We start from the raw sequence: 13324 nt of genomic DNA, 5'->3' as shown, positions 1-13324 counted from the left end.
CACGATCGTCAACATCGTACAAAGCCTCAAGCTGCCCGACGGCAATATCAAAGTCCTGGTCGAGGGCGTTGAGCGCGGGAAGGTTCTTCAGATCGTCGACACCGACGGTTTCTTCCACGCGAGCGTTCGCGTCGCCAAGTTCACGGTCGAAGCTACGCCTGTGATTGAGCAGGCGATGCAGCGCGTCACGTCGCTGTTCGAGCAGTACGTAAAGCTCTGCCAATCACTGAATTACGAAACCATGATTGCGGCGGTCAGGATGGAGGATCCCTCCAAGCTGACCGATGTGATCGCTGCCAACATGCAGCTCTCGATCGAAGAGAAACAGGAGCTACTTGAGATCTTCGATCCGGCTGAGCGCCTGAATCGCGTTGCCGATGTTCTCGAAATCGAAATCGAGAAGCTGAACATGGATCGCACCATCCAGACCCGCGTAAAGCGGCAGATGGAGCGCGCGCAGAAAGAGTACTACCTCAACGAGAAGATCAAAGCCATCCAGAAGGAACTCGGTCGCGGCGAGAAAAGCGAGTGGGACGAGCTCAAAAAGAAAGTCGATACCGCCGGAATGCCGAAGGAAGTGCATGAGAAGGCGCTGCAAGAGCTGAAGAAGCTCGAAGCCATGCCGCCGATGTCGGCCGAATCGACCGTCTCGCGCAATTATCTTGACTGGCTGCTCGCAGTTCCCTGGCGTAAGAAGTCGAAAGAGATTCGCAACATCGAATCTGCTGAGAAGATTCTCAACGAAGATCATTATGGGCTGGAGAAGATCAAGGAGCGCATCCTTGAGTTCCTCGCTGTCCGCCAGCTGGTAAAGAATCCCAAGGGCTCGATTCTTTGCTTCGTTGGACCTCCGGGCGTAGGCAAGACCTCGCTGGGAATGTCGATCGCCAAGGCGACTGGCCGCAAGTTCGTGCGCCTCTCGCTCGGCGGCGTGCGCGATGAAGCTGAGATTCGCGGACATCGCCGCACTTATATCGGCGCTCTGCCAGGACAGATCATCCAGTCGATGAAGAAGGCGGGCACGAAGAACCCAGTCATCATGCTCGATGAAGTCGACAAAATGGCGGCCGACTTCCGCGGCGATCCGTCAGCCGCGCTGCTCGAGGTTCTCGATCCGGAACAGAATTTCATGTTCCAGGATCACTACCTCGACGTCGAATACGACCTTTCGCAGGTGCTCTTCGTAGCCACAGCCAACGTGCTGCACACGATCCCGGCTCCGCTGCAGGACCGCATGGAAGTGCTCCGCCTCCACGGCTACACCGAGCTCGAGAAGATCGAAATTGCCAAGCAGTACCTGGTTCGCAAGCAGCGCCAGGCGACCGGCTTGTCGGAATCAAACATCGTCTTCACCGACGACGCGATCACCGAAATCATTCGCTCTTACACGCGCGAAGCCGGCGTTCGCAATCTCGAACGCGAAATCGGCAATATCGGTCGCAAGGTTGCGCGCAAGGTCGTAAAGCAGGGCTTGGAATACTCAACAACTGTCAGTGCGGAAAACGTATCCGAGTTCCTCGGCGTCGCGAAGTTCCGCGACATGCTTGCGCACGAGAAGAGCGAAGTCGGTCTCGTTACTGGCCTCGCCTGGACCGAAGTTGGAGGCTCGATCCTCTCGACCGAAGTCACGATCGTGGACGGCAAAGGCAAACTCACGCTCACCGGCAAACTGGGTGACGTGATGCAGGAATCGGCCCAAGCGGCAATGTCATACATCCGCTCTCGCGCCAACCGCCTCGGTTTACCTCGCGACTTTTATCGCAACATTGACATTCATATCCACGTGCCAGAAGGGGCGATTCCGAAAGACGGGCCCTCGGCAGGCATCACCATGGCGACCGCAATCGCAAGTGCATTGAGCAAGATCCCAGTGCGACGCGATATCGCAATGACCGGCGAAATTACGCTGCGTGGCAAGGTTCTGCCGATCGGCGGACTCAAAGAGAAGCTGCTCGCAGCGCATCGTGCGGGCATCTTTGAAGCTATCTTGCCGAAGGACAACGAGAAGGATCTGTCGGAAGTCCCGGAAAATCTGCGCAATGCCATGAAGCTGCACTTTGCAGATACGATGGACGACGTGTTGGCTATCGCGCTCGAAGGTCCTCTGCCCGAGTACATCGAGTCGGCTGAGACGCAGGGAATGCCGGCTGTGACGCCGACGCAACCTTCGCAGTTGCCCGTGCAGCATCAGTAAAGCAGCATTCAGCACTCGGGAATCAGAATTTAGCAAAGCCCGCGATAAGCGGGCTTTTGCTTGTGCTCTCATCGAAACCGCGGGTGTTTCAACGCGTACCTCTCCGCTACGGAAAGACGGCACTGACTCTATTTCTTCCCTTCGTGTACTCCGTGGCTCCGTGGTGAAATAGGAGTTGATGAAGCTCGATGCGCGCTTTCTGAAATCTGCGACAGCCCCCGAGCACTTCCCTGCTCCGAGCGCACCAGAGATTGCATTCCTGGGTCGCTCGAACGTCGGCAAATCCAGCTTGATTAACGCGCTGCTCGGGCAAAAGATCGCGCATGTGAGTTCCACTCCGGGACGCACGCAGACCATCAACTTCATCGAGATCCGGCAAAAGCCGCAAACCGTCGAACCAGACCTGATCCTAGCCGACCTTCCAGGCTATGGATACGCCAAGATCTCGCGCGAGATCAGCTCTGAATGGCCGAAGTTCATCGAGCCGTATCTCGCGGAACGTGAGCCGCTGCGATTATGCGTGTGCCTCGTCGATGCAAATGTTCCTCCACAGAAGAGCGATCGGCAATTGACCGAATGGCTCCAGCAGCATGATCGCGAACTCTTGCTTGTTGCAACGAAGTCTGATCGATTGTCGGCAAATCAGCTCAACAAATCTCTCGCGCAACTCAGACGCGAGCATGAAGTGGAACGAATCGTGCCAGTTTCGGCGAAGACCAAAAAGGGAATGCCAGAGTTGTGGCAGGAAATTCTCACTGCTGCAGGCGAATCCGTTTAATTCCTGACCCGGCCAGCCAGGCCCGGAAGGGCCGAAAGAAGCGCAGCCCAGCGGCGTCAGCCCTGGGTTCCGGCAACGCAACAAATCTGAGCCTGAAAGGGCGACATCTAAGACTCGATTAGCCACAAATGGCCTTGGCCGCGCGCTCCGGATGATCAATCGCGTTTCGTGATCCACGAAAATTCGTGCCGCCCTTTCAGGGCTCATGTATTGCCGCTCGCTATCCCAGGGCTCACGCCGCTGGGCTGCGCTTCTTTCGCCCCTTTGGGCCTCTCGTTTTTTCGCTTTGAGCACGTATATAGGCACGCTCAGTCTCCACGTCCATGAACTTGAATCATCCGTTCGCACCTGCCAATCTACTTACATATGGAAAGTATTGACGGACACATGCAGCCGCGGCCCGTTTCGGAATCCGTTTCCGAGATGGCCGAAGTGGTTCTTCCTAACGACGCGAATCCCCTCAACAACTTGCTGGGCGGACGGCTGATGCACTTCATCGACATCGCCGGCGCCATGGCCGCGCACAGACATAGCCGAAGCTATGTTGTGACGGCCTCGATGGACCACATCGACTTTCTCGCTCCCGTGCATGTGGGTGATCTGTTGATTCTACGTTCATCGGTAAATCGCGCCTTCCATACCTCGATGGAAGTTGGCGTGAAGTGCTGGGTGGAGAACTACATCGCCGGTACGCGGCGGCACATCGCCTCTGCTTACCTGACATTTGTGGCTATCGATAGTCGCGGACGGCGCGTGCCCGTTCCACCCGTGATTCCAGAAACAGAAGAAGAAAAGCAGCGTTTCGAAGATGCCGGGCGCCGCCGCGAATTGCGCAAGCAGGAGCAGGAGCGCAAGCGGGCAAATCAGCTTGCACGCGGGTAGCAGCTTCCGAGTTGCTCAATTCCTCTGCGTATAATCGCCTGTTAGGAGAAATTTGTGGGACACATGCATGGCGGGCCTCCCCAGCAAGGGCCGATGCCGCTTCCGGGAGTTCAAAACGTAATCGCCGTAGGTTCGGGTAAGGGTGGCGTGGGCAAAACCACCATCGCAGTAAATCTTTCAGTAGCTCTCGGCAAACTGGGCTACAAAGTGGGTCTGCTGGATGCGGACGTCTATGGGCCCAACGTGCCCTTGATGATGGGAATCAATCGTCAGCCGGAAGTCATCGGACAAAATCGAATCCTGCCTCTTTCGAATTACGGCATTAAAGTCATTTCCGTCGGCTTCATAAATCCCGGGGATAAACCTCTGGTTTGGCGTGGACCGATGCTGCACTCAATCATCAAGCAGTTCCTTCAGCAGGTGGAGTGGGGTGAGCTGGATTTTCTGATCGTCGATCTGCCACCAGGAACCGGCGATGTTGTGATCTCACTTTTTCAGACCGTGCCCCTGACCGGCGCAATCGTCGTCTCGACTCCCTCCGATGTTTCCCTTCAGGATGCGCGCAAAGCCATCGAGATGTTTCGTGGCGTTAAAGTCGATGTATTCGGAGTGGTCGAAAATATGAGCCACTTCCATTGTCCGTATTGCCAACACGAGATCGACATCTTCTCGAAAGGCGGCGTCGAGCGGACAGCTAAGCAGTTCGGAGTTCCCTACCTCGGTGCCGTAGAACTCGATCCCGACGTCCGTAAAGGCGGCGACACAGGCCTCCCGGCAGTGTTAGGCGGAGAAGATTCTCCCCACGCAAAAGCCTTCTTCCACTTCGCTCGCGAGATCGCGCAGACTGCATCGGAACACAAGACCGAGAGCGTCATCGAGATACAGTAAACAGCGCTTTGAACACGGAGGGCACGGAGGACACAGAGGTGGTCGATTTTCTGCGCGTAGCGTTCGTGAGTAACTCGGCATTGAGCTCGAACGGGGAGCCACCAAATCGAACCTCCGTTTCCTCCGTGTCCTTCGTGTTCAAGCTTGCCCTTTAGCACTCCGGAACCCAGAGTGCTACCTTGACAGCATCGTCCTCAGATTCCTATCATCTAATCAATAGTAGTGTCTCTGCATCGCGCAAATACTCTCGCAGAATCAACTACTTAGCAGTATGCCCATCAGCAATATAGGCTCCCGGGAACGGGAGATCCTGACCGCCATCGTCGAAACCTATATCGCCACCGGGGAGCCGGTGGGGTCGCGGACTCTCGCCCGAGGTAACAAGGACCGCCTTAGCCCGGCTACGATTCGCAACGTGATGGCCGATTTGGCGGATGCCGGTCTTCTGGAGCAGCCGCACACGTCCGCAGGACGAGTTCCCTCGCCGCAGGGATATCGCTATTACGTAGAGCAGCTCACAGGTAAAGCGCAAATTTCTCAAGCCGATCAGGATCTGATCACCAACTCGTTCACGGGAATCGGCGATCCGCAGGAGTTTCTCGAGCGCACGTCGCATGTGCTGTCGTTGATTTCGCGCGGCGTGGGTGTGGCCATCTCGTCCCGTTCCGCCGAGAAGAATGAGCTGGAGCACGTGTATTTCTCGCGGCTCGCTTCAGGGAAAGTTTTGGCAGTCGTAGTGACCAAGTCTGGCGTCGTGCGGGACCGGGTGCTGCGTATGGATCGTGACATTCCTCAAGCCGAACTTGAGAGCGCAGCTAATTACATCAATGCCAACTTCCAGGGATGGACGATTGAGTCAATCCGCACCGAGCTGGCGCGGCGTTTAGAGCAAGAGCGCAGTGAGTATGACCGCCTGATGAGTTCCATCGAGCAGCTTTACCGCGGCGGCGCGCTGCATCCGCAGGATGAGCAGAATACGGTCTATGTAGAAGGCGTTTCGAACCTCATCGTGAGCGAGGAAGACCGTGAACGTCTGCGCGAGATGCTGCGCGTACTCGAAGAGAAGCAGAGGATTATCGAACTTCTGTCCAGCTACGTGGACACCAAGCAGGAAGCTGTCCGCGTGGTGATTGGACTCGAAGAGCGGCTGCCTGAGATGCGCAATCTGGTGCTGATTGGCGCGCCGGCACGCGTTGGCGAACAGGTAGTCGGATCTCTGGCAGTAATTGGTCCTACTCGCATGGATTACGAGCATACGATTACGGCGGTCTCGTACATCGCACAGCTTTTCGATAAGGTTCTAAACGAGAATCAGTAGAGGAATGCAGAGTCAGTACCGTTCGCTGTAGCGAACGGGTGAGTAACAATCAGTACCGTTCGCGGTAGCGAATGGGTGAATAACCGAATCAAAAAGATAGAAGTCCTTATGCCAATCAAGAACGCTCAAGATCAAGCGGTACAAACGGCGGAAAACGAGCAGCAGAACGGAACTCACGAATCGCTGCCTCCAGCCGACGCGCAGGAACTTGCGCAGGAGTCGAAGGGCGGAGTCTCGCAGCAGGAGTACGAGCGCGTAACCAACGAGCGCGATGCGCTCCTCGATCGCCTTGCGCGACTTCAGGCTGAGTTCGAGAACGCACGCAAGCGCTATCTGCGCGAGCAAGGTGAATACCGAGAGTACGCCACGGCAGACGCGGTGAAGACTTTCCTTCCCGTGCTCGACAATTTCAATCTTGCGCTTCGCAGTCAAAAGTCCGAGGCTGCCGACGCGGCTCTTCGCTCCGGCATCGAACTGATCCGCAAGCAGATGGAAGACGCTCTCGCGCGCCTCGGCGTGCAGGCCGTTCCCGCGCAGGGACAGCAGTTCGATCCGCGCGTACACGAAGCCATCGAGATGGTGGAATCCAGCGATCATGCCGACCATGAAGTCATCGAAGAGCTGCAGCGTGGCTACAAGCTCAAAGAGCGGCTGCTGCGTCCGGCGATGGTTCGCGTAGCCACGAATCCAACAAAAAAGAACTAACGGAGAATCGCACTGCCTACCAACGTGAAGCGCGATTATTACGAGGTCCTTGGTGTAAGCCGGACGTGTACGGATCAGGAGCTCAAGAGCGCATACCGCAAACTCGCCATGCAGTATCACCCGGATCGCAATCCAGGCGATCAGGCGGCCGAAGAAAAATTCAAGGAAGCCAGCGAGGCGTATAGCGTCCTTTCAGATGAGAACAAGCGCGCGCAGTACGACCGCTTTGGCCACGCCGGCATGGGCGGCGCTGGATTCGGCGGCTTCGATGCCTCCGCGTTCCAGGACCTCAGTGAGATTTTCGGCGACATCTTCGGATTCGGAGACGCCTTTGGCGGCGGACGTCGTCGCAGCCGCGCGCAACGCGGAGCGGATCTGCGCGCCGACATCACCATCGAACTGAAAGACGCAATCTTCGGCAAGACCACAGAAATTCCCGTGCGCAAGTCGGAAACCTGCGAGGCGTGCCACGGAACGGGGGGCGCGCAAGGTAAGCAGCCGACAACGTGCAGCGCGTGCGGCGGACGCGGACAACTTCGCTACCAGCAGGGCTTCTTCAGCGTCGCCCGCACCTGCGGCACCTGCGGCGGCACAGGCCAGATCATTACCGATCCCTGCAAGACCTGCCGCGGCGAAGGACGCGTGATCCGCCAGCACACGATGAAGGTCGAGGTTCCGGCTGGTGTCGAAGACGGCACTCGGATTCGCTATCAAGGCGAAGGCGAAGCCGGTGCATTCGGCGGGCCTGCAGGCGATCTCTACGTTGTCCTCAACATCGAGGAAGATTCTTTCTACGCACGCGATGGCAATAACCTGCACTGCATGGTTTCGATTTCTATGCCAGAGGCTGCCCTGGGAACCGAAGTCTCAGTCCCGACCTTTGAAGGCGAGTACAAGCTAAAGATTCCCGCAGGCACGCAGAGCGGCCAGCAAATCCCCATTCGGAACAAAGGCGTTCCCGTTCTACGTGGACGTGGACGCGGCGATCTCATCGTCCATGTCGAAGTGCAGATTCCGAAGAAGCTCTCTCAACGCCAGCGCGAACTGCTCGAAGAACTTGCGTCGATCATTGAAGTCGACGACAAGCACGATAAGAAGAACTTTTTCGAGCGCATGAAGGCTCGCATCCAGTCCTAATCCGGCAATGACCCGACGCCGCTGGATTGCCGACGAAGTCTCCGGCGATGAAGCCGTTCTCACCGGCCGCAATGCCGAGCACCTGAGCCGCGTTCTACGTGCTCGCATCGGACAGCAGTTTGAGGTCGCCACTGGAGACGGAGTCCGGTTAGGCGAGATCGTCGAGATCCAACCCGAGCGGGTGGTGTTCTCCCTCAATCCGGCCCAGATATCCGAGCTGGATAAAAACACGCTGATAGTCCATCTCTACCTGGCCATTTTCAAATTCGATCGTTTCGAATGGGCGGTAGAGAAATGCACCGAATTGGGAGTCACAGAGATTGTTCCAGTAATCGCTGCCCGAACAGACGCGCACCTCGCGAGCGCAGCGAAAAAACGAGTCGAGCGCTGGCAACGTATCGCACACGAAGCCTCCCAGCAATCCCGCCGCGACCGCCCTCCTGAAATTTGCAATCCAGAGAAGCTGAGCAAATTGATAGAGGCTCCTCCTGGCCGGCGAATTGTCTTATCCGTGGCGGAGCGGGGACAAACCCTGCTCTCCCTGGTCAACAATTCCCACGAGTTCTCCTTGGCGGTAGGTCCCGAAGGGGGCTGGACTAGTTCGGAACTGGACTTATTTCAGAGCAATGACTGGTCGCCTGCTTCACTGGGAAGCACGATCCTGCGCGCGGAGACGGCTGCCACTGCAGCTCTCGCCATTACGCAAGGAGCCCTCCGGCCATCCGTGAGCGAGACCTGAACAGCTCTTGCACATAAGAACGGCTTCCCAAGAGCGCTTGCCTTCGCTGCTCCGCAAAAACCTGCATTTCAGAAACGTCGAAATCTGGGTGTCCCGTTTCAGCATCATACCTTCGGGTTTGTTGAGCCCAGGATGACGAATGGCTGACGTTGGACGAATCAAGGAAGGACTACCTCACCCGCGAGGTGCGACGTGGGACGGCAAGGGAACGAATTTTGCGGTCTTCTCGGCGAATGCCAGCAAAGCTGAGGTGTGTCTCTTTGACCAGCATGGCAAAGAGACCGCGCGCGTCGAATTGCCCGAATACACCGACCAGATATTTCACGGTTATCTGCCCGACGTTCATCCGGGAACTTTCTACGGCTACCGCGTGCACGGTCCTTACGAACCCGACGCCGGACATCGCTTCAATCCCAACAAGCTGCTGCTCGACCCGTACGCGCGCGCTCATGCCGGCGAGCTGCAGTGGAATCCGGCAGTGTTCGGCTATCAGATGGAGTCAGGAGACGACCTGACCTTCGATGAGCGTGACAGCGCTCCCTTTGTTCCCAAATCGGTAGTCGTCGATCCGGATTTCGACTGGAAGGGGGAGCCTGGGCGTCAGGCGATTCCCTGGGAACACACGGTCATCTACGAAGCTCACGTAAAAGGATTCACGCAGCTCAATCCAGCAGTGGATGAGCGGCTTCGCGGCAAATATGCGGGATTCGGCGCGAAGCAGGTGGTCGACTATATCCGCTCACTCGGCGTTACATCGGTTGAGCTACTGCCGATTCATACCTTCGTGAACGACAGTCTTCTTCTTGATAAAGGCCTCACGAATTATTGGGGCTACAACAGCATCGGATTCTTCGCACCCGATCCGCGGTATGCAGCTGATGTCGCCAACAGCTTGCGGGAATTTAAAGAGATGGTCGCGCGCTTCCACGATGCCGGCCTTGAAGTAATACTTGATGTTGTTTACAACCACACTGCCGAAGGCAACGAGCGCGGCCCAACGCTGTCGTTCAAAGGCCTCGACAATGCCAGCTACTACCGCCTGACTCCGGATCAGAAGCGCTACTACATCAACGATACCGGCACCGGCAACACCCTTAACCTCAGCCACCCACGCGTGCTCCAGATGGTGACAGACTCGCTCCGTTATTGGGTCGAGGAGATGCACATCGATGGCTTCCGTTTCGATTTGGGAACGATTCTCGCGCGCGAGCCAAACGGCTTCGATAACCAGAGCGGATTCCTGAAGGCCTGCAGCCAGGACCCGGTGCTGGCAACGGTGAAGCTGATCGCCGAACCGTGGGACTGCGGCCCGGGCGGATATCAGGTGGGCGGATTCCCTCCAGGATGGTCGGAGTGGAACGACAAATTCCGCAACACCGTCCGCGACTACTGGCGCGGCGAAGCGCCGGCTGCCGAACTCACGCCTCGACTGAGTGCCTCGGCGGATCTATTCAATCATCAGGGACGTCGTCCATGGGCCTCGATCAACTTCATTACCGCCCACGACGGCTTCACTCTGAACGACCTCGTCAGCTATAACGACAAACACAACGACCCAAACAAAGAAAACAATCAGGACGGAACCAGCGACAATCGTTCCTGGAACTGCGGAGCTGAAGGTCCGACCGATGATGTTGGAATTACCGCTCTTCGTGAGCGGCAAATGCGCAACCTGCTCGCGACGCTGCTGCTCTCGCAAGGCACGCCGATGATGGTTGCCGGTGACGAGTTCGGCCGCACGCAGCAAGGCAACAACAACGCCTACTGCCAGGATAACGAGATCAGTTGGCTCAACTGGAACATCGACGATCGCGGCAAGGCACTAACCCAATTCGTGCAGAAGTTGACCGGGCTGCGCCATAAGTATCCGATTCTGCGCCGAACCAGATTCCTCACAGGCGAGTACAACCAGGAACTCGAGATAAAAGACGTCACCTGGATCAACGCCAATGGCAGCGAGATGCAGAAGTCGAATTGGGCCGACACCGGAATGCGCTGCTTCGGCATGCTCATCGACGGACGCGCTCAGACGACAGGAATCCGCAAACGCGGTCAAGAGACTACGCTGCTATTGGTGTTCAATGCCCATCATGACGTCGTGCAGTTCACTCTGCCCGAGTGTACCGGCGGACGAGAATGGTCGCTGCTCATCGACACGAACATTCCCGGAAAGGAAAACGGCAGCTTCAGCACAGGCGACACCTACGAGGTGACTGCGAGATCAATTGTTGTCTTCAGGCTCAACGCCAATCAGTCCGGCACACCAAAATCATCGTAGGCTGCTCGCGCATCGAAGCTAGAGGCTTAGCCAATTCGCCGTTCTTCTAATACCTCGTCTAGCATGCCGGAGAGAGAGTTCGCGCGCTCCTCATAGACGCTGGCAAACCGGTCGTACTTCTTCTTCAGCAGGTGGTACTCGTCGGCGATGTTGAGGGCCGCGAGAACGGCTACGCGCAACGAGTCAGCAGTCGACGTCTTTTCCGCCACGGCTCGCATTTTCAGATCGACGTAATCGGCCAGTTTCTGGATGTAGTCGGCATCGGTACCGCGCAGATTGTAGGACTGATCATAGATATCGACGCGGATGCTTCCGGCCGCGGCCGGCGTCTGGGCGGGTTTGGGTTGCGCCATTACGAAGCCTCCGCGAGGGCGTCGATCTGCTTCAGCATTTTTTCCACGCGGCCGCGGACCTCTTCGCGCTCACGGCGCAGGGTGACGATCTGCTGGCGCATCGTGTCCACCTCTTCCTCGCGCTCTTCCAGTTGCTCGCGCAGGCGGCTCACATCGCGCTCGGCGATATTTTTCGCCTCTCGCGCTGCCTTCAGCAGTTCAATGGTTTTATAAACCTTTTCTTCAAGTGCATGGAATTCGTCGGTGGAAGCGGAAAGCTCAAGCTCGGGGAGCGCCCTTGCAGACATAAATGCGGAACCTCACGAAGAATTTTTTGATGGCGCAGCTCGAAGTATATCCCACACCATTACATGAACATGCCTGTGAATCCTGTTGATAACGAGGCAGAAATTCTCTTTTTTTAGAGATCGCTTATTTAGTTTAAGCGGAATGAACGCCTCCTGGTGAGCTATGCGGATTGAGGCTCATGTATTCTGTTTCGCTTGCAAAGTACAAGGAATCTGCTCATGCGAAGAATCGTCCTGTTACTCCTTGCCTCCGCCTCAGTCGCGCAGACACCGGCCAACGACGCGAAGGCCTACGTGAAATTCGATCAACCAACCATCGTGCTGAACCATGTGCGGGTGATCGATGGAACCGGAGCTCCGGCGAAAGCGGACCAGACGATAGTAATCAGCGATGGAAAGATCCAGAGCATCGCTGCCGCCGGCTCGCAAACGCCTTCAGGAGCTCAGGTATTGGACCTGACCGGCGATAGCGTCATGCCCGGGATCGTGGGCATGCACGATCACCTGTACTACCCTGCGCCGGGACGCAACATCGCCATGTATCCAGAACACGCGTGGAGCTTTCCTCGGCTGTATCTCGCAGCCGGCGTAACCACGATCCGCACCACTGGATCCGTCGAGCCTTATACCGATTTGGAACTGAAGAAGGATATCGACTCAGGCAAGATGCCCGGGCCAAAAATGCACGTGACCGGACCATACCTGGAAGGTCAAGGCGCATACACCCCGCAGATGCACGAACTTGCCGATGCCGAAGATGCGCGCCGCACGGTCGATTACTGGATCGCCGAAGGCGTCGAAAACTTCAAGGCTTACATGAACATTACCCACGACGAGTTGAGTACAGCCGTCAAAGAGGCGCACAAGCACAATTTGAAGATTACCGGCCACCTCTGCTCGATTGGCTTTCGCGAGGCTGCCCAAATCGGGATTGACGACCTGGAGCATGGAATCGTGGTCGATTCCGAATTCGCACCCGGCAAACAGCCGGACAAGTGCCCGTCGCAGAAAGACATTCGCGATACGTTGCTGAAGCTTGATATCAACGGCGAGCAGGTGCAGTCGATGATTAAGGACCTGATCGCGCATCATGTGGCGCTTACTTCAACTCTGCCGGTCTTTGAGGGCTTCGTGCCAGATCGCCCACCGATCCGCCAGGCAAATCTGGATGCCATGCTGCCCGAAGCCCGCCAAGCATATTTGGCCGTTCGCGACAATATGCACAAAAATGCAGCCCAGTCAGTCTGGCCTGCTCTTTTCAAGAAAGAAATGAACTTCGAGTATGCGTTCGCGAAAGCAGGCGGATTCTTGCTCGCGGGATTAGATCCAACCGGCAATGGCGCAGTCGTAGCGGGGTATGGCGATCAACGCGAGATCGAATTGCTGGTCGAAGCAGGATTCAGTCCGCTCGAAGCGATTCACATTGCGACCTACAACGGGGCGAAGTACCTGGGCGAGCTGGACCATATTGGGACTCTCGAGCCGGGCAAGCAGGCGGATATCGTCGTACTCAAAGGCGATCCTTCTTCGAAGATTTCTGATGTAGAGAATGTCGAAATCGTCTTCAAGGATGGCGTGGGCTACGATCCGGCAAAGCTGGTGAAAGATGCGAATGGATATGTTGGGTTGAAGTAGCCGATCATGTCATTCCGAACGCCTGTGTTGGCGTGAGGAATCCCTATCAGCTTCGAGCCGTTTTCCTCCAGCTGTTCCAAGCTTATAGGGACCTCTCTCCTGCTCACGCGAACGGCGCGCGTGAGCATCC

12 protein-coding genes are annotated in these 13324 nt (G+C 56.7%); 10 read left to right on the top strand and 2 right to left on the bottom strand.

Translation table 11 applies throughout. The features are described 5' to 3' along the window. From lon to glgX, 9 genes are all read left to right on the top strand, one after another. On the top strand, window positions 1-2194 hold a 2194-nt coding region (gene lon / locus VFU50_15415; GenBank protein HEU5234250.1), incomplete at its 5' end, for an endopeptidase La. A 178-nt stretch (window positions 2195-2372) separates the two neighbouring features. Further along, window positions 2373-2972 (top strand): ribosome biogenesis GTP-binding protein YihA/YsxC, encoded by a 600-nt coding sequence (gene yihA / locus VFU50_15410; protein ID HEU5234249.1) that lies wholly within the window; start codon window positions 2373-2375, stop codon window positions 2970-2972. Between the two features lie 366 nt (window positions 2973-3338). Then, window positions 3339-3854, top strand: a complete 516-nt coding sequence (locus VFU50_15405; protein ID HEU5234248.1) for an acyl-CoA thioesterase — start codon at window positions 3339-3341, stop codon at window positions 3852-3854. Window positions 3855-3917: 63 nt separating this feature from the next. Then, window positions 3918-4742, top strand: a complete 825-nt coding sequence (locus VFU50_15400; GenBank protein HEU5234247.1) for an Mrp/NBP35 family ATP-binding protein — start codon at window positions 3918-3920, stop codon at window positions 4740-4742. A gap of 271 nt (window positions 4743-5013) precedes the next feature. Then, on the top strand, window positions 5014-6060 hold the full coding sequence (gene hrcA / locus VFU50_15395; GenBank protein HEU5234246.1) for a heat-inducible transcriptional repressor HrcA: 1047 nt from the start codon (window positions 5014-5016) through the stop codon (window positions 6058-6060). A gap of 108 nt (window positions 6061-6168) precedes the next feature. After that, a complete protein-coding gene (gene grpE, locus VFU50_15390) occupies window positions 6169-6765 on the top strand; it encodes a nucleotide exchange factor GrpE (protein HEU5234245.1) in 597 nt (198 codons plus the stop codon). A gap of 24 nt (window positions 6766-6789) precedes the next feature. Next, on the top strand, window positions 6790-7902 hold the full coding sequence (gene dnaJ, locus VFU50_15385) for a molecular chaperone DnaJ (GenBank protein ID HEU5234244.1): 1113 nt from the start codon (window positions 6790-6792) through the stop codon (window positions 7900-7902). Between the two features lie 7 nt (window positions 7903-7909). Further along, a complete protein-coding gene (locus VFU50_15380; GenBank protein ID HEU5234243.1) occupies window positions 7910-8641 on the top strand; it encodes an RsmE family RNA methyltransferase in 732 nt (243 codons plus the stop codon). A gap of 139 nt (window positions 8642-8780) precedes the next feature. Further along, a complete protein-coding gene (glgX, locus tag VFU50_15375; GenBank protein ID HEU5234242.1) occupies window positions 8781-10919 on the top strand; it encodes a glycogen debranching protein GlgX in 2139 nt (712 codons plus the stop codon). Between the two features lie 26 nt (window positions 10920-10945). On the opposite strand, the gene VFU50_15370 is transcribed toward glgX, so the two are convergent. Together VFU50_15370 and VFU50_15365 are read right to left on the bottom strand one after the other, a co-directional pair. Continuing rightward, the gene (locus VFU50_15370; protein HEU5234241.1) at window positions 10946-11272 is read right to left on the bottom strand and encodes a cell division protein ZapA; all 327 of its coding nucleotides are present in this window, start codon (window positions 11270-11272) and stop codon (window positions 10946-10948) included. Further along, window positions 11272-11559, bottom strand: coding sequence for a hypothetical protein (locus tag VFU50_15365; protein HEU5234240.1), 288 nt, complete (start codon window positions 11557-11559; stop codon window positions 11272-11274). The genes VFU50_15370 and VFU50_15365 overlap by 1 nt, the downstream gene beginning before the upstream one ends. Window positions 11560-11778: 219 nt before the next feature. Here VFU50_15365 and VFU50_15360 point away from each other — a divergent pair, with 219 nt between their 5' ends. Beyond that, window positions 11779-13194 (top strand): amidohydrolase family protein, encoded by a 1416-nt coding sequence (locus tag VFU50_15360; GenBank protein HEU5234239.1) that lies wholly within the window; start codon window positions 11779-11781, stop codon window positions 13192-13194. The last annotated feature ends 130 nt before the right edge of the window (window positions 13195-13324 follow it).

The organism is Terriglobales bacterium (assembly GCA_035764005.1).
GTDB lineage: Bacteria > Acidobacteriota > Terriglobia > Terriglobales > Acidobacteriaceae > Gp1-AA112.
Note: the sequence above shows the minus strand (reverse complement) of the source record. Positions and strands in the feature narration are given on the sequence as shown.